This is a genomic window from Aliivibrio friggae, from assembly GCF_057368515.1.
The window spans coordinates 1,282,627-1,303,046 of record NZ_CM170648.1 but is presented as its reverse complement, the minus strand read 5'-3'; the positions used below and the strand labels follow the sequence as shown (position 1 = coordinate 1,303,046).

Below are 20,420 nucleotides of genomic sequence, written 5' to 3'. Positions count from 1 at the left end.
TCTAATAATGTAACGAGCAACAAAATTAACTGACTTTTTTATATTGTTTTTCTAGTTCACTCACGCCTAAACCACTGCGTTTGGTGACTTTTATTTGGACTGGAATACGTTCTTTCATCGCTTCGATGTGGCTTATCACACCAATCATTTTTCCTGAGGCATTTAAGTTATCTAGCGCATCAAGCGCCATGTCTAACGTTTCACTGTCTAGCGTACCAAAACCTTCATCTAAGAACAGTGAATCAATGCTTGTTTTGTGACTCACTAAATCAGAAAGGGCCAAAGCGAGAGCTAAACTTACCAAGAAACTCTCTCCACCTGATAAGGTTTTAGTATCACGAACTACATCACCCTGCCATGTATCGACAACTTGAAGTTCTAAACCATCGCTGGCTTTACGTTTAAGCTCATAGCGGCCATGCAATCGAGTTAACTGCTTATTGGCTAAATACACCAAGTTCTCTAACGTTAATCCTTGGGCAAATTTACGGAATTTATCCCCTTTTTGTGAACCAATTAATGAATGTAAATATTGAATATCATCATACTCAGATTGATACGCTTCAATCGCTTCAAACAAGGCTTTTTGATTGGTTTTACGCTCACCATCTGAACGCAACGCTTGAGCTATTTCACCTTCACGTTTAACTAATGTTTCAGATTTAGATTTCACTTGAGTTAATTCTGCCTCAACCGCTTCTTTTGGCATTAATTGCCACTCTGCTGCTTTTGGCGCTTGATAATGGTGTTCTTTGATTTGCTGTGCACTCTCTAGCAAAGCGCCAGTTCGCTCAATCGCTTGTTGTATTTCCGTTTTTAAGCTTAATAATTGTTGGCGTTCTTCTTCTGAAATCAACGCCGCTTGAAATAACTCAAGCGTTTCAAATGGGCTTTGTAATAAAGCGTCTTTCCATACATCAGAACGATCTACCGATAGTTTTTCACAACTTAAATAACTCTCTTTAAGACTAGTCAACTTGCCATCTAAAGCCGCAAGTTCTTGTACTAATGCTTGTAATTTCTGCTGCTCAACATCATAAGTTTGCTCTGAGACTGACAACTTTTCTGTCATCATAAAGCGTGCTGTTTTGATCTCTTGTGTTCCAAACAACTCAATACGTTTTGCTTGTTGCTTCTCTAACTCTGTTGTTAATGCTGACATTTCAGTTTGTGATTGTTGTTGTTGAGTGTTCAATTCAACCAATTGCTCAACTAAATGAGCGTGATCACTTTGTAGCGTTTGCTGCTGTTGAGTTTGCACTTGTTGCTGCGCGATTTTTTCCTGAATTTGTTGTAAGTCTTGCTCTTTTTGTTCAAACCAAGATGCAATTTCAGTTAACTCTGGAGCATTAAAACCTGCTTGCTCAATTTCGGTGACCAATTGTTGCTTAAATTCCGTTTGACGCAATTGCAGCTGTTCTCTTTTTTGATTGTTATCTTGTTGCTGTTGAAGCGCCGTTTGGTGTGATTGACGATCAAAATTTAACGCCGCAGTGACTGCGTCAAGACGATGCTGAACTTGTTGTAATTGGCTTTGTTGTACTCGAACCTTATCACCCGCTTGGCGTAATTGCTTTGCTTGCTCATTAAGCGTAGATAAAGAGGCTTCACACTCACTAATGAACTGATTAATCGAATCAGTATCACCTAAGGTTAGAGTGAGTTGCGTTGTTTCTAATAACGTAGACCATTGCTTTTGCGTGGATTCAACCGTTTGTTGCCACTGCACTGATTGAGATTGGCAATGATCTTGTTTTACTTTGAGCGAATCTAATTGTTCACGTACTGATTTACCTTGTTCAACAATCTCTACACGTTTCTGCTCAGCTTCTTTTTTACGTTGTATTGTCGCGCTCAAATCAAGCAATTGCGTTTGCTCTAATAGTGGATGATGCGTTGAACCACACAACGGACAATCTTGATCTTTTGCTAATTCTGCTCGATATTTTGCTAACTCGCCTTCTTGCTCAATTAAGGTAGTTAAATCGATGACTTGCTGCTCTTGTTGCTTAAACTTAGTCGCCAGTTCAGTACGCTGCACATCCAACTTTTCAATGTCATTAGCTTGTGCTTTCTGCACGGTGGCAAGCATTTTCAGTTCTTTTGTCGCTCGTAAATACTCATTATTAGTATAAGTTAATTCAACACGGTATTGATGACGAGTCGTTAGTGCCGTTATCTGCTCAGTCAGTTGTGTTTCTGACCCTTTATCTTGCCATTGTTGTAATTCAAGCTCTGCGCACTTCGTCGCTTCTATTTCGTTATTCACAATAATTTGAACTTGATTTAATTCTGCTTCTTTTTTGTTGATAGCATCAAGCAGAGTCTCTAGCGCTGCATTCGCTGATGTCAATTGACCATCTAAAGAGGCATAATCTTTATCTTGTTGTAAAATATGGCTAACTTGGTTCTTCCACTGACCTAAATAACGTTCAATTTGCAGATCAGCTTTATGCTCTTCAACATAATTGGCCAATAAAGAAAGTTTCTCTGTTATGTCAGATAATGTTGCTGTTAGACCTTGTTGCTTTTTATTACCGTCCTCAAGACGCGCAGTAAGGTTTGCGATTTGATGCTGCTTCTCTTGAGATTGTTGAGTCAGTTGAGCAATCGCAGTATCTAGCGGTTGCACCGAATCATTAATTAAGTTTTCTAATGTTTTACTCTCACCTTTAATAGTATCAAGCTCTTGTTTTAGCTGTGTAACATGAGACTCAAGTGCTTTTTTATCACTGGCCTTTTGTTGGTGAGATTGCTCTGTCGTCTTTAATTCTTTAACCAACTCTTCAAAGCGAGTTTGTGCTTCTTGCCATAGTTGATATGGCGTACGCAGTTTTTCAGCAGGTTCACTTTGTGCTAAACGATGTAATTGTTCGCTGGCTTGTTTTTCTTTCTCTAATGCTAATTGATTATTATCAACCGCTTGCTGCCACTGGAGTTGGTTTTTCGCATCTGCAATCCACCACTCAACATGTGCTTGCCAATCTGCAAGTTGAGTTTGTTGCTGTTTTTGGTTCGTTTGCAGTTCAGCTTGCTCATCGATTAACGCTTGCTTATCTTCTTCAGAAAGCAGCTCTACCCCTTCAGCTTTGGCTTTAAGCTCAGCTAATTTTTGTTTTGATGCGGTGTAATGCTCATGCACCTTCTCTGAGATCTGACCATAGATCTCAGTGCCTGTCAGTTCTTCTAATAAACCGGCACGATCATTAGCGTCAGCATTTAAAAACGCCGCAAATTGACCTTGAGAAAGCATCATGGACTTTGTAAAACGAGAGAAATCTAAGCCTGTAATGGTATTAATCAACTCATCTTTCTTTTTTACTTGCGTTGCTAATACTTTTTCAGAGTCGACTTCAGCAAGCTCAACGGTGGCTGATTGTAAGTTACCATCCACTTTGCCACGTGAACGACGCTGACTCCAAAACGCACGGTACGCTTTGCCTTTAACTTCAAACTCCACTTCTGCAGAACATTCCGCTGTACCACGAGTCATGATTTCATTGCTTGAGGTTGAAATACCACCAAGTCGTGGGGTTTTATGATAAAGAGCTAAACAAATCGCATCTAAGATTGTTGTCTTACCTGCACCCGTTGGGCCGGTAATCGCAAACAATCCATTTTCAGCAAAGGGAGACGCTGAGAAGTCAATTTTCCATTCACCTTTTAGTGAGTTTAAATTAGAAAAACTTAGGCTTAAAATTCTCATGCATCACCTTCTTGTGAATCGGTATCTTTGTGTTCTACTTCTGACAAAATCTGTTTAAATTTCATTGTCATTCTTTCTGCGCGTTGCTGCTCTTTTTCTGTCTCAAACGTCTCTTGCTCTATACGTTTAGTAAACACATCAAAAGGCGTTAACTCCGCTAGCGTTTCTGTTTTTTCTTGCGCTAGGGTTTGTTCACTGCGGTTTCTTGCACGACGCAATTGCAGCACTTCTACATTCAAATCTTGAGTTAATGTTTGGATACGTTGCTGTAGATCAGATAAATAATCTTGAACTTCCACTTCAATGCATAACCATGTGGTTTCTTCGCACTCTTTAAATTGTGCTAACTCTTTTTCGATGGTTTCCAAATCCCCTTTTAATGCCTTCATTTGTTGAAACATAGGCGCATTAATTGGTGTAATTTGAGTTACGCTTGCTTTATCAAACTCCACCATCACCACTTGTTTCTGAGATTTAAGCTCATCAAAGCTTAATGGTATTGGCGATCCTGAGTAACGGATATGATCAGATTTTGCCACCAATTGCGGGCGGTGAATATGACCAAGCGCGATGTAATCTGCAGGTGGGAAACCATCGGCAGCAAAGCCATCCAATGTGCCAATGTAGATATCACGAACCGAATCTGATTGTTTAACGCCTAATGCCGTTAGATGACCAGTAGCGATAATAGGTACATCAAGATCTAATTCAGATCTTAACTCTAGCGCTTTTTGATACAGTTGATGATAGTGCTGCTTGATGGCTTCGCCGAGTGCTTGTTGTTTCTCTACACCGGTTGAACCTGCCACACTAGTGACAACGTCACGCGGACGAATAAATGGAACCGCGCATAAAATAGCGCCCACGGCTCCATCACTGTCTGGAAGCGTTAATAATTGAGTGGATAAATCATCATTAGTATTAGCAATCACTCGCGCGTTCAAGTGAGCCAATAATTGTTTAGATTCATTTAGCGTTGAAACTGAGTCATGGTTTCCACCAAGCACGATCAATTCGCAGTTTACTTTGTTCATCTCCACCACAAATTGATTATACATTTCACGCGCGTAACTTGGTGGCGCGCCCGTATCAAACACATCTCCGGCAATAATCACCGCGTTAATGGCATTTTCTTGTACTTGCTCAAGTAACCATGCAATGAATTTTTGATGTTCATTACGACGACTTTTTGTGAAGAAATTTTGACCTAAATGCCAATCGGAAGTATGTAAAATACGCATATATATCAACTTGTTCGCTAGATGAAGAATACTATGACTCAGTTATACCATCTGAAAGACAAACTATGTACTTTTATAAGCTTTTAAACTTAAAACTATTAGCAGGTGTTGACCTTACTTCATGCTGTTATACTTTATTTAATAAACGTCGAGTCCATCGATAATAACAACATGAGTATCTAATTTGCCATCTCCTGAAAGCCTAACATTTACCACCATCAATATGTTCAACTTTGTTGAGCCGCCTAATGCGTATTACGATTTTGAAAATATACTAACTCAAGAGGAATGGCTGAAGAAACAGGGCTGGTTTAAGGATAAGATCACGGCATTAAACTCTGATGTGATTGGGTTTCAAGAAGTCTTTAGTCCAAGCGCTTTAGAGGCTTTAGTTAACGAGCTTGGTTATTCATACTTTGCCACTGTCGATGAGCCAAAATCTGAAGATGGCTATGTTTTCAACTCTCCTGTTGTTGCCTTTGCTTCGCGTTATCCAATTCTAAATGCTCAACCAGTGATTGCCGAACAAGCTCAATTATCTCGCTTTGGGATTGAGTTTGAATTTAATCGCGTACCTGTCCATGCTTCTATTGAACTGCCTCATCTTGGGATTACTGACTGTTATGTGGTGCACTTCAAGTCTCAACGTCCTAAAGAGCCAGAAGAGAGTAACGAAACGGATGAAGCAAACAGCTCTCCCCTTCATCGACTTCATGATGAACAGCTAGGATCTTGGCTTTCGACTGTTCAGCGTGGATTAGAAGCGAATATCTTACATAATCATATAATTCAACAACGTAAAGAATCAAACCAACCCGTTATTATGATGGGCGATTTTAATAAACCTTTGTTTCATGATGAATTTAAAGGACTACTGTCTCATGAGTTACGGTTTGATAAATTTAGTACTGATTATTTAACTCGATTTCAACTTAAAGACAGTTGGGATATTTACTGTGGGTTAAAAGGCGCAGATTTATTGGAAGAGCGAGTAAGTACCCATTATTACGGAGCAAAAGGCTCGGTATTGGATTACATCTTGTTATCTAACGAATTTGATAGCTCATTTTCGGGCAGTATTTTAGAAGTTGTTGATTACACAGTAACAGATCAGCACATTGTGAATCCAAGATTCGAGATTGACCAATTCAGTACCGATCATGCGCTAGTTTCGATTACTGCCCGTATACGACAAGCATAAAAAAGGCGTTTAACATCTTACCTATTTGGATAATATCAAACGCCTGATATTCAATATGAATATACCAGTGAAACTAAGCTAAACGCTCATCTGCAATTATTTTTCCATCTTTAATATTGATAATGCGCTTTGTTCTCTGAGCTAGGGCATTATCGTGAGTTACAATAATTAAGGTTCGTCCTTCCTGATGCAGTTCATTAAAGAGCGCTTCTATGTCTGCCCCTGACTTTGAATCCAAAGCCCCTGTTGGTTCATCAGCCAATATAATTTGAGGATCATTAACTAAAGCTCTCGCAATCGCTACACGCTGTTTTTGTCCACCAGATAGCTGATTCGGTTTATGATTCATCCTATCACCTAGTCCAACTCGCTCTAGTAGAGCTGCGGCTTTCTTTTTCCTTTCTGCGGATTTAACTCCACGATAAACCAAAGGTAATGCTACATTCTCAAGTGCACTCGCATACTCTAATAAATTAAAGCTTTGAAATATAAAACCAATACTCTGATTTCGTATTCCTGCTAACTGGTGACTACTCAAGGCTGATACATCTTTACTATCCAGATAATACTCACCCATTGTCGGTGTATCTAAACAACCTAGCATATTCATCAAGGTTGATTTTCCAGATCCTGATGGCCCTAAAATCGAAAGAAATTCCCCTTTTTTAATTGAGAGAGATACGCAATCTAAAGCTCGAACTTCTTCTTCTCCGCTCTTATAATGCTTGCTAATATCATGCAACATTACTAAATATTCAGATCCAGATATAGCTGTATTGTTATTACTATTCACTTTGTAATGCCTCTAATGGAGTTATTCCTGCAGCTCTATTTGCGGGGAACCAAGCAGCTAAGATACCGACAAATCCTAAAGCAAATATAACTAAACCAACAATAGGTAAAGAGAGTTCTGGTGTTGGTTTACCTAGTTCATCATACAAACCATTTCCTGCTAAAGGGAGCGCTTGCATTAATACAATCAACAAATAAGCTAAGCCTAAGCCCAACAAGCCTCCAATGCTCATAGTAAACAATGATTGCGTTAAATAGTGCAAACGTATGGTTGTTGGTGTTGCCCCAATTGCCATTCTGACACCAATATCTTTAGTCGCTCGTTTAACTGTAGCGTACATTACATTTGCAATCCCAATCCCTGCGACACCCAAGGTAACTAAACCAATAATGCCTAAAAAACTTTGTAAACCAATTAAAAATTGTCGCATGGTTTTTTGTCTTAATAACATATCTTGAACTTGAACCAATTGATCATCTTCAATGCTTGCACCGTACTTTCTAGCAATCACTTGTTTAACTGTTTTCGCAACTTGTATGCGATCTGCACTCGCTATTGGCTCTATATTAATGGCAGAAATGGCACTGTTTTGATGAAAACGCTTCCAAGTAGTAAACGGTACAAAAAGAGATTCATTAAGGGGTATACCTTGCTCTATATTTGCACTACTGCGCTTAATTAAACCAATGATGGTAAACTCTTCACTGCCTACTTTTACTTTTTTACCAACCGGATTAACCTCTAATTTCGGGGTATTAATCCAATCAAAGTCATCCGACTCATTGAATAAAGAAATAGCGGCGCTTTCACCTAATATAATCACTTTACGCTGTTCTTTGATATCTAAAGGATTAAACCATCGCCCTCCTGATACTATTTTTAAGCCAGTTAATGCTTGATAGCCAGGGGATACGGCAAGTGGGTTTTGCCAAGTCCGATGATCTTTATAACTTGCACGTTCATCCCAAATAGCACTTGGTTGAGCATGCTTTACACTTGGTAAGGCTTTTATTACGTCTAAGTCTTCCGATTTAATCTGCAATTCTTTACCTGTGTAGAAATTACCTGAATTTATAGTGGCATAACCTCCGGTAATGTAGATTAATTTCCCATTGCCACTCTCTGAACTTCGGATCAACCCTTGGCGTAAACCTTCACCGGCAGCAAGCATGGTTGCAATACATAATGTCGCCCATGCCACTGCCAAGATAGTTAAACTCAAACGTACTTTCTCGGCGGCCATTTCTTGAAATATTTGTCTCATTGGCAATAGCATTATCAAGCCCTCGCACTTAAGGCAATTACAGGAAGTAAGTTCGACGCTCGACGTGCAGGAAAATACGCGGCTAACAATGCAAATACAGCCGTTACTCCTAATGATATTTTAATAGCACCGAGTGTGATCATTGGGTCGCCAAGCCATTCAGGCATACCAATCATAATTAATAGCATGACTATGCCATAGGAGAATGTAATTCCAATAACGGTTCCGCACGCAACGAGGATCCCTCCTTCTATTAGGAATTGACCTAAAATATTATTCGGTGTTGCACCTATCGCAAGTCGAACTCCAATTTCTCTAGTTCGTTCAGTTACTGACAAAAACATTATATTTGCGACACCTAGCGATCCAACAGCTAGAGTCATGGCACCACTTGCTCCTAAGAACAGTTGAATGCCCCTTAATAGTTTTTTAAAAAATGCCGATTCTTGTCCAAAGTCAGGCATATACATCGCATCTTTATCATTAGGATCAAAATGTTGCTGATTAGCAAAAAATGACAATATACTCTTTCTTAATAGCCAACCAGAAGCACCTTCAACAGGGGAAATGAGCAACATATTTGGTTTACTCTTCCACAAATCAGTAAAAGTTGTACTTGGGATCATTGCTTGACTCGCATCATCATTTAATGAAATCCCACCTTCATTTTTCTTTGTAATACCAATAACATTAAAAGGGATACCATTAATATTTAAAGAACTTCCTATATGTAAAGAACCTATCTCTGCTAACTGCCAACCAACCAAGGCAACACGATTATGATTAATCAAATCACTACGATTAATTTGTCGTGAACCCTTGTTTAGTTTGACATTTCGCAATTCAGTAAATTGATCATCGATACCTGTAACATTACCCGGTAAAGAGCTACCTTGATAATCCGTAACGTTAGCATCCCATTTACCATATATCACTGATAGATTCTCAATCGCGGGGTGATTAAGCATTTGACGGGCTTCTAATTCAGAAGGCAAAATTAACCTTCTTGCAGACCTTCCTTTCCATTCCTTGGTGGTTTGCCCCGGAAATACTATCTGAGTATCATTCATTAATAGGGCAAAAGATTTTGTATTTGTCTGGTAGAACCCCTCACCAAGAGCAACTAAAACCAAAACTGAAATAATGCCCCATACAATGGCGAGGATAGCCAGAAAACTTCTCAAGCGATGAGCCAATAAGGTCTGTATCGTTTGAGATAATAAAGCTATCATGATTGCAATGCCTGTGAAATCAAGGCTATGGTTTCATTATCTAATTTACCAACAGACTTAAGTAAAGAAATACGATATTGCCAATATTGATAAAGCAATGATTGCAAAGTATTTTTACTGCTAAACAAACGATTATGTGCATCAATAACATCAGATGCTTCTGCCATACCTGCTTTATAAATCGCTTGTTTACTTTTTAACACACGTTCTCTCGACGCAACTTGTTTCTCTGCCATTTCAACACGTTGCCAATTCAACGAGAGCTGAGTATACTGGTTAGAAATAGTACTTTTTATTCTGATCTCTACCGCTCGAACATCTTGTTTAGCACGACGAACGTTTAACTTAGCACGATCAACACTGGCTGCTGTTGAACCATTTAAATCAAGAGGTAAACTCAAGTTTAAATTTGCGTTCAGTTCATCATCTGAGTGAGTACTGTCGTTATAGCCCACAGACCCTGTAATCGTAGGGTAATAACCTGTTTTAGCCTGCTCTGTCTCCAACTCTGCAATTCGAATACTTTGTTTTGCCGCTAATAATTCAGGGCTATGATTACTTGCTAATTTCAGCCACTCTTGTTTACTGTTCACTATCAATTTCGGCGGTGATAAGTTAGTAGTCTTAATTTCATCAACTTGAGTAGGTTCCATATTGATTAACCCAATCAAACTAGCTTTCTTATCTTCAACTCGTGATCGACTCGTTAATATCTCTGCTTCTTCGTCAAGATGATTAGATCGCATATCCTCCAATTCAACAGATTGAATTTTCCCAGCTTTGTAACGTAGCTCAATGATACGTAACATTTTTGTACCTTCATCAAACTTTTGCTGTGCTAAGCGGAGGTCTCCTTGAGATTGGGCAAGATCAAGATATGCATTAATTAATCGTTCAGCTAGCTCATTATGACTCTGTTTTACTTTCAATTGAGAAGCCAATAATGAGGCTTGAGATTGATCAAGTACTGACCATTTACGGCTATCCCAAATGGTTTGATTTAGGCTAATTTCGTAATTATTGCTATTATCATTACCTTCATTCCAAGTAGAACCTGCAGTAATCCCTGCTCTCGGAAGTAGAGCGCTTCTATTTAAGCGTATTTCAGTTTCACTTATCTTTTCATCTAATTGTGCCTGTAAATATTTTGGATCATATTGCTTTGTCGCTTGCCATGCCTCTTCAATAGTTAACGCATAACTCATCGTACTTAGACTATTAGCAATAAGAGCAAAAAAAAGAATCCGAATGGCATTTTTTTCTGAGAATTTATTACGCATTTGGCTCACCCATCATCATACTTATATCAACAATTTCGTCACCCTCTTCTAATCCAGAAAGTACTTCTACCATGACTCCATCAGATAAACCGAGCGTCACAACTTTAGGTGAATAACCATCTTCACTATCATCAATAACCAAAACCTCTGGTTCACCTCGTTTAAATTGTAACGAACGCTCTGGAATAATGATTACATTAGTAGATTGCTGAAGAATAATTTGAGCTGTTGCTGAAAAACCTGAGCGAATAATTAAATTCTTTGGAAACTGAATCTGATCGACTTCAACTTGAAAACCATTATCAAAACTTTTCACGCTATTAGTTGCGGTCAAATTTAATTTTTCTGATTGCACTGCAACTTTACTTAATTTTCCTAATAGGACAATATCTGGATACGGGGCTAAAATAATCGTTACTGGGGTTCCAATGGTTAGTTGAGCAGCATCATGCTCACTGACACTACCTTTGAAAATAATATCGCTCATATCTGCAATCGACATCATCACCGTTGCGACTTGGTTTGATACTGTAGATATAATTGGTTCACCAATTTCAACTTTTAGATTCAATATAGTTCCATTAATTGGCGCAACAATTGTTGAGTTCAATTTAGAATTACCAACAGAAGACTCTCCACTACGGATCAGATCAAGATTTTGTCTTTTTTGCTGTACATCTGCCTTGCTAGATTTTACATCAGATTTAGCTTGAATATATTCTCCATAATTTTTAGGGATTATATTTTGCTCAATTAATTGGTTAAGATTCTCTAGCTTTTTTTGCACTGATTCTAGTCTTGCTTCACTTTGCATTAAATCCGTATTTGCTAGCATTAATGCAGCTGGCGTTGGATTTGGTCGAACTTTAATTAAGGGGGTATTAGCGGTAACGACTTCACCGACTTGATGATATATTTCTCCGACAATTCCATCTATTTGCGACTTAATTGAAATGGAATGAGCAGGAACAACATGACCTACAGCTACCGCTTTCTTCTCAACAGAGCCAAGAGAGGCAACTACAAACGGGAATGCCTCATTTTTCACTGCTGATTGTGTCGAAAAATAATACCCTGCTCCGGCAATAGATGTAGATAATAAAACCATAAAGAGCCAACGCTTTTTCATAATGAATTCCATATAAAAACTGAATGATAATATTAATAAACATAGGACAAGCAGAGGTTTGTTATGTTCAATCCAACTATAATAGTATAATTTTTATAAATTAAATGTATGGATTTGTATTTATACCAACTTGAATAAGTCAGTGGTCAGATAATTGCGTAGAAGGTTTGATTAGAATAAAGAAAAAAGGCGTCTAACTATATAGACGCCTTTCATCAATTAACAAATATACATTAATTACTCACCGCGGTAAGTACAACCTGCTGTACATGTCTCTTTAATTTCAATTTTGCTTAGCAATGGAAGTGTTGGTTTTACTTCGTTCCAAATCCACTTAGCTAATACTTCACTTGTTGGGTTTTCTAACCCTTCAATGTCGTTTAAGTAATAATGGTCAAGACGATCATACGTTGGTTTAAATGCTGCTTTAATTTCAGAGAAATCAATTACCCAACCCGTATGTTGGTCAACTTCACCTTCAACATACAAACGAACTAAAAAAGAGTGACCATGAAGACGACCACATTTATGACCTTCTGGTACATGTGGTAAATGGTGTGCTGCTTCAAACATGAAGTCTTTATATAGTTCAGTTGTCATTAGTTAAAATCTCTATTACCTATATTATGAAGCAGGGATAGTACTCTACTTCCCTACCAAACAACAAGACTCACAACCTGTAAGTTCCCTATTACCTTGTAATGTTGGCGATTTTTTCGGCGAATTTATAACGAAAATTGATTCTTATCCTGAATTTTTATCTTTATCGCATAACAACACTTGAAGCTATTAATAAGAAAGGTAATATGTCTATCTTGAAATAAAAAATATTCGTGCATGTAGCACAACAATGGAGAATGTAATTAACATGACTTACGCGCCTGTAACAGACGTACTAAGCGGCAAACTAGCGGTAGACAGTGAAGTAACTGTTCGCGGTTGGATCCGTTCACGTCGCGACTCAAAAGCTGGAATCTCATTTCTAGCTATTTATGACGGTTCTTGTTTCGATCCGATTCAGGCCGTAGTTCCTAATGACTTAAATAATTACAATGAAGAAGTTCTAAAACTAACAACGGGTTGTTCTGTTGAAGTAACAGGTACTATCGTTGCTTCTCCTGCTAAAGGTCAAGATTTCGAGCTTGCTGCAACAGCAGTAAAAGTAGTGGGTTGGGTTGAAGATGCAGACACTTACCCAATGGCGAAAACTCGTCACTCTATTGAGTATTTACGTGAAGTAGCACACCTTCGTCCACGTACTAACGTAATCGGCGCGGTATCACGTGTTCGTAACTGTTTGTCTCAAGCGATTCACCGTTTCTACCACGAGCAAGGGTTCTTCTGGACTTCAGCTCCGCTTATTACAGCATCTGATGCTGAAGGCGCAGGTGAAATGTTCCGCGTGTCAACGCTTGATCATAACAACCTTCCTTTAGATGACAAAGGCAATGTTGATTACGATAAAGACTTCTTTGGTAAAGAGACGTTCCTTACTGTATCTGGTCAACTAAATGCGGAAGCTTATGCTTGTGCATTAAGCAAAGTATACACATTCGGACCTACTTTCCGTGCTGAAAACTCAAACACTAGCCGCCACCTAGCTGAATTCTGGATGGTTGAACCTGAAGTTGCTTTTGCTGATCTAAATGACGTAGCAAAACTAGCTGAAGACATGCTTAAATACGTTTTTGCAGCAGTTCTTGAAGAGCGTCGTGATGATCTTGAATTCTTTGCTTCTCGCATTGATAAAGAGGCGATCACTCGTCTTGAGCAATTTGTAGACGCAGATTTCGCACAAGTTGACTACACTGACGCAATCCAAATCCTTATCGATTCTGGTAAGAAATTTGAATTCGACGTTGAGTGGGGCATCGACATGTCTTCTGAGCATGAGCGTTACCTTGCTGAAGAGCACTTCAAAGCACCTGTTATCGTTAAGAACTACCCGAAAGACATCAAAGCTTTCTACATGCGCTTAAATGACGATGGTAAAACAGTAGCAGCAATGGATGTTCTTGCACCTGGTATTGGTGAGATCATTGGTGGTGCACAACGTGAAGAGCGTTTAGACATCCTTGATGAGCGTATGATTGCTATGGGTATCGACCCTGAGCACATGGGCTGGTACCGTGATTTACGCCGTTACGGTACTGTTCCTCATGCTGGTTTCGGCCTTGGCTTTGAGCGCTTAGTATCTTACGTAACAGGTATGGGCAACGTTCGTGACGTTATCCCGTTCCCACGTACTCCACGTTCAGCTAACTTCTAATTGGCTTTTCTTATAGGGCATTAGCTCTGTAAGAATAGATTAAGTAGAAAGTATGAATACAAAAATGGCGACCAATGCGGTCGCCATTTTTTTAACTGTTTATTTTTAGGTATTATTACCAGAAACGTACCCTACCAGTGTCGATATGAACAAAGTTACTGCCCTGGATAATACCCTACTCCGCCCGCTTTTAATGATAACGCCGCTTTTCTTACTTCATCCAACGGCACACCTTCTAGACGGAAATCCATTGCTTTTCCTAACATGTGCATGCTTTTCTTAGCGACTCCGCCATGTGATTTACCACGCAGCATCTCATTGGTTGCCGGTGAACGATAGCCAGATATTATTTGTACCTGAGTATCACATCCAATCACTTTTTGAATCGCTGAAAGTTGGTCAAACAAACCCGTATCCATCGCTATACTTTCATTACGTCTGAAATCACGGCATAAATGATTTAGTTTTGCTAACTCTGCGCTCTGATAACCTCGTCCATTGAAATATTCAGTCTGTAGCTCTTCACCTGTATGCAAATTATTTAATGCAAGTTTACGTGGTGACTCTTCAAATTGTGATGCGAAAGATAAAGTAGGAAATAGACTTAAACCAACAGTAGCAGCGCCACCAAGAAGGATTTTACGGCGTAATGGACTAAATTCAGACATGCAGTAAACAGCTCACTTATAAATAGATCAATCAATAACTGAGCGAGAAGATACACACTTACCTATTAATGGTCAAATAATGAACAGCGTTATTTTTTAACTAAAAATACAGGAATCCGCTTACTTATTGAACTATATCTACTTTTAGACGTAATACTAAAATGTCAATTATTGGTCAATTTTTAGACTTACTCCATTTATCATACTCATAGATATCATCTCTAAACTGAACTTGGTTTTTTTCATCAATCCACGCTGTCTGATAAATCGTATATACCGAGATCATTTGAGATAAAAAAGCCTCTTTAGTTTCAGGTAACTGATGATAGTTACGGTACTCTTTTTTAGAAAAATGAGACTCTTTCATTAGCAGTTGTGCAAATTCAGAAGCCCTTTCTACTCGAATGCACCCAGAACTATAAGCTCGACTCTGTTTTTTAAACAACGACCGTGAAGGGGTATCGTGCAAATAAATGGCATTCCTATTTGGGGTGTTAAACTTATAGCGCCCAAGCGCATTACTATTGCCTGATTTTTGTCTTAATTTATAAGGAAAAGTTTCGACACTCTCCTGCTCCCAATCGATATCTTCAATAGGAATAACATCATCGCTTAACCAAGTGGGTACAATTTCAAAGTTTTGTGATAGTAAAAAGCCCTTATCATTAAACGCTTTTGGTAAAATATCTTCTCTCATGATTTTCGTTGGTACTTTCCAATTAGGATTGAAAACGATGGAATCAAGATATGTCGAAAACAATGGCGTTTTTCTTTCTGGTTTCCCTACAATCACTTTACTATGGAACAACAGTTCATCTTCTTGCCAATACTGCATTTCGTAGGATGGTATATTCACAAGCACAAAACGCGCTTTCTTATTTTCCCACAATCGTAATCGCTGAATATTTAGTGCCATGATACGAACACGCTCTTTTGCCGACATGTTCAACCAATATTTAGTTTTAGGACCAATGATCCCATCAGGTAATAAACCGTGGCGTTTTTGAAAACGTATCACAACGTCAACAAGCTCTGCATTATAAAGGCCGTTATCATGCAGCAGAATTTCTCTACTTTCTTCTTTTGTCAGCTCACCGGCAACATGAAGACGATTAACAAGAGAAGCATAAGAGATAACTTGGTTAGGCCTTATAAGTTTAAAAGAGGTTAGTTTCTCAATTGGCTCACCGTAAGGATCGTAATAACTCAGCAAGCGTTGATAAAATATTTCGTACTTTTCTGAATTAGGCACTAAAGTTTGGGTAAGGTAATCCAATCGACCACCAGTAAAAGCACTGTTTATTGAAGAGATAACCTGTGGGTAGGGTTCACCTAAATGCTCATCAAGCCTTCCTCCAAAAAACCAACTAGTTCCTTTTTTAGATATTTGAGATTGATAAGTAAGAAGATAAATTAGCGTGTCTGTTGCTAAAATATCGTATTCCAAGTCAGTCGTTCTTTGTAAACGATAATAGCGTTGCTCAAGATCATTATTAAGATCAGCAAGAACCAATAACGCCAATTGATTTTCTAAGTTTTTCCGTGCGCTTGGTGAGTACCATTTACGTTGTTCATCTTGATAAAAATGAGAAACCAATTCTGGATAAAATAACTGTATTTCATACTGATTAATATAGCTACTGGCACGAGTTGAAGCCTGAGCGTTAAGTGGCATAAGCATAAGAAAAACGGAAAATAAAATAATTAATCTAACCATAAAAAGCCCTGCCTAATAACACGCTACTACTTTGATACTAGTATTCATGCTTTAAATATCAAGTTGATAGACGACATTCACTTTAAGGTAATATAAAAAAAGGCCGAATAATTCGACCTTTTTTAAATACATCAAGATGCTTGTTTATTGAACAACTTCACCGCTTTCAATAACTGTCTTACGCACTATCTTTGTAAACTCAATCACTTCTTGGCGGATTTTATCTTCATCAACCGTTAGCATTTCACGATCTTTCATCAAGATATTACCATCAACAATCGTATGGCGAACATTGCCTGAATTTGCAGAGTAAACCAATGCTGAATATGGGTTATATACTGGCAACATATTCGGTGCCTTAGTATCAACAACAATAATATCCGCTAGCTTACCAACTTCAATAGAACCAATTTTATCTTCCATATGAAGTGCTTTAGCCGCCCCCATTGTTGCCATATCAATCACCTTGATTGGAGGCATTGCTGCACGATCTTTGTTTACTAGTTTATGAACTTTAGCAACTTGGTTAAATTCATCAATAATGCTTAATGTATTGCCTGACATTGGGCCATCGGTTCCTAAACCAATACGCACATTTTCATCGTACATTTTAAGTGCAGGAGACACGCCTTTTGCCGATTTAATGTTAGCACTCATATTATGAGCAACACCCATATCAGATTCTTTAACTAACTCAATATCTTTATCATCAATTAAGATCATATGAGCGCCAATCAGATTCTTATTAAGAGCCCCAATGCTATGCATGTATTCAACTGGAGACAGTCCATCCGAACGCTCTGCAATCACTTCTTCTTCACGATGAGATTCTGCTAAATGAATCATAACAGGAACGTCTAGCTCTAATGATAGCTTTGCAATTTTTTGTAGCGTTTCAGTTGTATTTGTATATGGAGCATGAGGAGCAAATGCTGGTGTGATTCGAGGATGGTCTTTATATTCTTCAATAAAGTTTAGCGCGTATTGAATACCCTCGTCTGCATTTGCTGCATCTGCCACTGGGAATTTAATTACGCTTTCACCTAGAATTGCACGCATACCGATCTTATCAACGGTTTTAGCTACTTCGTCTTCAAAATAGTACATATCAGCATAAGTGGTTACCCCACCTTTAACCATCTCTACATTACCTAAGTTAGCACCAATACGAACCATGTCGCGCGATACTAACTTTTTCTCTAGAGGGAAAATATAACGGTGTAAACGGTCAGGAACATCATCACCCAATGAGCGAAAAACGGTCATTGAGGCATGTGTATGTGTATTAATTAAACCGGGTAAAACAATATCGCCATCTACATCTAACACTGTTTTTGCCGTGTAATTTTTTGCGATACTTTGGTCACCAACCGCAATAATTTTATTACCTTTAATTGCAACAACACCATTTTCAAATGTTTGTTTAGATTCGTTCATTGTTAACAATGTTGCATCAGTGATCAACAGATCAACTTGTTGAGCTGCAAACGCAGAAAAAGCAGTAAACGCATTTGCTGCAATTGCAGCTGCTACTAATGTCTTTTTTAAATACATGGACTGACTCGCAAAAAGTAAGAATAATTCGCGAGGATGGTATACGTTAATATTTTTTTATCAAGTTAATTGTCAGTAACTACACACAACATTAATTGAAAGTAGTGATCGACCTCATACTTTATGAAATTCAATATGTGTCGTGAATACAAAATAACAACATAGCAAACCGCAAACGATACCTAGTTAAGTAATTGGTTTTAATAAACTATAAATGTTAAATCAATCAATAAAATCGCACAATATAACTAAAACTACTGACAGCTCATTACTATTATCCCTTTTATTTATATTAACAATATGTAAACATTCTGTTGATTTCTCAGTTAATAGAGAAACATTGCAAGGACTCACCTATTAGTGAGCACAATATTCTGGAGAACAGGTACATTATGAAAAAGTCACTTTCAAGTAGAATTTTTATAGGTTTATTCGCTGGCCTATTAATCGGTACAGCTATTCAATACATGTTTAATGGTGTTGCGTTTTTTGACTCGTTTCTTTTAGGATCAGCAGAAGGCGTTGGTGGAATGTTTGTTTCACTCATCAAATTACTGGTAGTTCCGTTGGTTTATGTTTCAATTGTTTGCGGTATCGTTGAACTAAAAGACATTGCTTCATTTGGTCGCCTTGGTGGTAAAACTTTTGCTCTTTACCTTATTAATACCATTATCGCGATCACTGCAGCACTAACTGTGGGTATGATATTTGCGCCAGGCGCAGACGCTAACTTAGCAGGAACTGTTGTCGCTGGCTCTGTAGAGCTAAAAGCAACTGAAACCCCTGACATCTTCTCATTGATTACTAATATTGTTCCTAGTAATCCTGTAGAAGCTTTTGCTAGCGGTGATATGCTACAAATCATCTTTATGGCAATCCTAACGGGTCTAGCGATTCAAGCGCTTGATCATCGTGGCGGTCCTGCGATTAAAACCTTTAAAGTCGCTAACGAAATCATGATGAAGCTAATTAGCCTAGTAATGAGTCTTGCTCCTTATGGTGTATTTGCATTAATGATCCAACTAGGTGCAACATTAGATGCGAACACATTAATGTCTGTTGCAGGCTACGTTGCACTTGTTATTGCAATGCTTGTCTTCTGGATTTTTGTTTTCTATCCATTCATGGTTGCTTTAACAACAGGAATTTCACCAAAAACATTCTTACGCGCAGTACGTGAACAAATCTTGTTTTCATTATCAACAGCAAGTTCGAATGCAACAATCCCTGTGACTATGCGTACGTTAACAGATAAATTAGATGTCTCTAAATCAGTAGCAGGCTTTGGTGTACCGCTGGGTGCAACGATGAATATGTCTGGCGTATCTATCTATATTGCACTTGCCGCTATCTTTGTTGCTAATGCATTTGGCCAACCAATTAATACTGCAGACTTATTTACTCTAGGCTTCACAATTCTACTGTTATCTATTGGTGCTGGTGGCGTTCCTGGTGGTGGTGTTGTAATGGTTGGTGTTATCTTGCATCAACTAGGTCTTCCACCCGAAGGTCTTGCTATTGTTGCTGCCGTTGACCGTATCAATGATATGTTCTGTACTTCATCAAATGTTGTTGGTGATACTGCAGTAAATACAATTGTTGCTAAATCTGAAGGCAAAATTGGCAAAGAAACAGAAGAAGAAAGAAAAGAAGAAACATTTGTTCAACAAGTGAGTAACTAAACAAACGTTCCAAAAAAGATAAATATATGAGAGAGCTAACTAGCTCTCTCTTTTATTTAGAAAAAATATCTTTATAATGCATCTACATTTTTTTCACATTTTTGAGTTATGAAGCCTTACTTTTTATCTTTGTTATTTTTTATTTCATTACTTCCTGTTGAGATCAGCGCGGAAGAGGAACCTAGTGAATTATCCCTTTACTCTGTAAACACAGGGTCATTCCTCTATCATTTAGTTCCCTACGATCCAGACTCTCATCAATACTTTGGTAATCAATATTTTTCTGTTGAGCGAAAATTTTCGGAAGATTCTGATTACAGCTTCATGCTAGGAACCTTTTTAAATAGCCAAGCCAATCGCTGTATGCTTATTGGTGTTCGAAAAGACTGGTATCGCGTGAATAGCAAACTTGTGATTAAAGGGATGTATTCATACGCAGGTGAATTCTTTGTCGATGCCTTTGAAGATTGTGGTGACGGCGGGATATATAAAACCTCAAAAGAGAAGTTCGGTGTTGCTTTTGCCCCTTATATCTATCATGCGGCACAATACAATTTCACCGATTATTTTGGCGTAGAAGCCGGGTTTATTCTACCCGGCATTATCGTTATGAGTATGCAATGGAGTTTCTAACTTCATAAAAATACTAGCTAAGAAATACAAAAAACCACGACTCATTAAATG

At 38.3% G+C, this 20,420-nt stretch carries 14 protein-coding genes and 1 pseudogene; 4 read left to right on the top strand and 11 right to left on the bottom strand.

From position 1 onward, the window contains the following. Positions 1-25 precede the first annotated feature (25 nt). Together AC2INI_RS06070 and sbcD are read right to left on the bottom strand one after the other, a co-directional pair. Positions 26-3,706, bottom strand: a complete 3,681-nt coding sequence (locus tag AC2INI_RS06070) for an AAA family ATPase (protein WP_486305596.1) — start codon at positions 3,704-3,706, stop codon at positions 26-28. After that, positions 3,703-4,947 (bottom strand): exonuclease subunit SbcD, encoded by a 1,245-nt coding sequence (sbcD, locus tag AC2INI_RS06065; RefSeq protein WP_486305595.1) that lies wholly within the window; start codon positions 4,945-4,947, stop codon positions 3,703-3,705. Before sbcD ends, AC2INI_RS06070 begins: the two co-directional genes overlap by 4 nt. A gap of 184 nt (positions 4,948-5,131) precedes the next feature. On the opposite strand from sbcD, the gene AC2INI_RS06060 reads away from it, so the two are divergent. Continuing rightward, a complete protein-coding gene (locus AC2INI_RS06060; protein ID WP_486305594.1) occupies positions 5,132-6,148 on the top strand; it encodes an endonuclease/exonuclease/phosphatase family protein in 1,017 nt (338 codons plus the stop codon). 73 nt (positions 6,149-6,221) lie between these two features. Here the strand turns inward: AC2INI_RS06060 and AC2INI_RS06055 are convergent, their stop codons facing one another. From AC2INI_RS06055 to queD, 6 genes are all read right to left on the bottom strand, one after another. Then, a complete protein-coding gene (locus tag AC2INI_RS06055) occupies positions 6,222-6,893 on the bottom strand; it encodes an ABC transporter ATP-binding protein (RefSeq protein WP_122036117.1) in 672 nt (223 codons plus the stop codon). 40 nt (positions 6,894-6,933) lie between these two features. Continuing rightward, positions 6,934-8,217, bottom strand: coding sequence for an ABC transporter permease (locus AC2INI_RS06050; protein ID WP_486305593.1), 1,284 nt, complete (start codon positions 8,215-8,217; stop codon positions 6,934-6,936). A 2-nt stretch (positions 8,218-8,219) separates the two neighbouring features. Then, a complete protein-coding gene (locus AC2INI_RS06045) occupies positions 8,220-9,437 on the bottom strand; it encodes an ABC transporter permease (RefSeq protein ID WP_122035036.1) in 1,218 nt (405 codons plus the stop codon). Next, on the bottom strand, positions 9,434-10,717 hold the full coding sequence (locus tag AC2INI_RS06040) for a TolC family protein (RefSeq protein ID WP_486305592.1): 1,284 nt from the start codon (positions 10,715-10,717) through the stop codon (positions 9,434-9,436). The genes AC2INI_RS06045 and AC2INI_RS06040 overlap by 4 nt, the downstream gene beginning before the upstream one ends. Then, entirely contained in the window at positions 10,710-11,858 is a 1,149-nt protein-coding gene (locus tag AC2INI_RS06035; protein ID WP_122035041.1) for an efflux RND transporter periplasmic adaptor subunit, read from the bottom strand. The genes AC2INI_RS06040 and AC2INI_RS06035 overlap by 8 nt, the downstream gene beginning before the upstream one ends. A 225-nt stretch (positions 11,859-12,083) precedes the next feature. Next, on the bottom strand, positions 12,084-12,446 hold the full coding sequence (gene queD / locus AC2INI_RS06030; RefSeq protein WP_105054575.1) for a 6-carboxytetrahydropterin synthase QueD: 363 nt from the start codon (positions 12,444-12,446) through the stop codon (positions 12,084-12,086). A 268-nt stretch (positions 12,447-12,714) separates the two neighbouring features. Here queD and asnS point away from each other — a divergent pair, with 268 nt between their 5' ends. Beyond that, positions 12,715-14,115 (top strand): asparagine--tRNA ligase, encoded by a 1,401-nt coding sequence (gene asnS, locus AC2INI_RS06025; protein ID WP_122035043.1) that lies wholly within the window; start codon positions 12,715-12,717, stop codon positions 14,113-14,115. A 115-nt stretch (positions 14,116-14,230) separates the two neighbouring features. Here asnS and mepK read toward each other — a convergent pair. The 3 genes and pseudogenes from mepK to AC2INI_RS06010 all read right to left on the bottom strand — a co-directional run bounded on the left by mepK (position 14,231) and on the right by AC2INI_RS06010 (position 18,054). Beyond that, positions 14,231-14,783 (bottom strand): annotated as a pseudogene (gene mepK, locus AC2INI_RS06020) (peptidoglycan L,D-endopeptidase MepK). Positions 14,784-14,958: 175 nt separating this feature from the next. After that, positions 14,959-16,500, bottom strand: coding sequence for a L,D-transpeptidase family protein (locus tag AC2INI_RS06015; RefSeq protein WP_486305591.1), 1,542 nt, complete (start codon positions 16,498-16,500; stop codon positions 14,959-14,961). Between the two features lie 144 nt (positions 16,501-16,644). Continuing rightward, entirely contained in the window at positions 16,645-18,054 is a 1,410-nt protein-coding gene (locus tag AC2INI_RS06010; protein ID WP_122035050.1) for an amidohydrolase, read from the bottom strand. 392 nt (positions 18,055-18,446) lie between these two features. On the opposite strand from AC2INI_RS06010, the gene AC2INI_RS06005 reads away from it, so the two are divergent. After that, complete coding sequence (locus AC2INI_RS06005; RefSeq protein WP_486305590.1) at positions 18,447-19,736, top strand: dicarboxylate/amino acid:cation symporter; 1,290 nt, start codon at positions 18,447-18,449, stop codon at positions 19,734-19,736. Positions 19,737-19,844: 108 nt separating this feature from the next. Further along, positions 19,845-20,369 (top strand): hypothetical protein, encoded by a 525-nt coding sequence (locus AC2INI_RS06000; RefSeq protein ID WP_486305589.1) that lies wholly within the window; start codon positions 19,845-19,847, stop codon positions 20,367-20,369. Positions 20,370-20,420 lie beyond the last annotated feature (51 nt).

Coding starts and splice junctions, on each gene's coding strand:
- AC2INI_RS06070 (WP_486305596.1), bottom strand. CDS start 3,706: ATGAGAATTTTAAGCCTAAGTTTTTCTAATTTAAACTCACTAAAAGGT.
- sbcD (WP_486305595.1), bottom strand. CDS start 4,947: ATGCGTATTTTACATACTTCCGATTGGCATTTAGGTCAAAATTTCTTC.
- AC2INI_RS06055 (WP_122036117.1), bottom strand. CDS start 6,893: ATGTTGCATGATATTAGCAAGCATTATAAGAGCGGAGAAGAAGAAGTT.
- AC2INI_RS06050 (WP_486305593.1), bottom strand. CDS start 8,217: ATGCTATTGCCAATGAGACAAATATTTCAAGAAATGGCCGCCGAGAAA.
- AC2INI_RS06045 (WP_122035036.1), bottom strand. CDS start 9,437: ATGATAGCTTTATTATCTCAAACGATACAGACCTTATTGGCTCATCGC.
- AC2INI_RS06040 (WP_486305592.1), bottom strand. CDS start 10,717: ATGCGTAATAAATTCTCAGAAAAAAATGCCATTCGGATTCTTTTTTTT.
- AC2INI_RS06035 (WP_122035041.1), bottom strand. CDS start 11,858: ATGGAATTCATTATGAAAAAGCGTTGGCTCTTTATGGTTTTATTATCT.
- queD (WP_105054575.1), bottom strand. CDS start 12,446: ATGACAACTGAACTATATAAAGACTTCATGTTTGAAGCAGCACACCAT.
- asnS (WP_122035043.1), top strand. CDS start 12,715: ATGACTTACGCGCCTGTAACAGACGTACTAAGCGGCAAACTAGCGGTA.
- AC2INI_RS06015 (WP_486305591.1), bottom strand. CDS start 16,500: ATGGTTAGATTAATTATTTTATTTTCCGTTTTTCTTATGCTTATGCCA.
- AC2INI_RS06010 (WP_122035050.1), bottom strand. CDS start 18,054: ATGTATTTAAAAAAGACATTAGTAGCAGCTGCAATTGCAGCAAATGCG.
- AC2INI_RS06005 (WP_486305590.1), top strand. CDS start 18,447: ATGAAAAAGTCACTTTCAAGTAGAATTTTTATAGGTTTATTCGCTGGC.
- AC2INI_RS06000 (WP_486305589.1), top strand. CDS start 19,845: ATGAAGCCTTACTTTTTATCTTTGTTATTTTTTATTTCATTACTTCCT.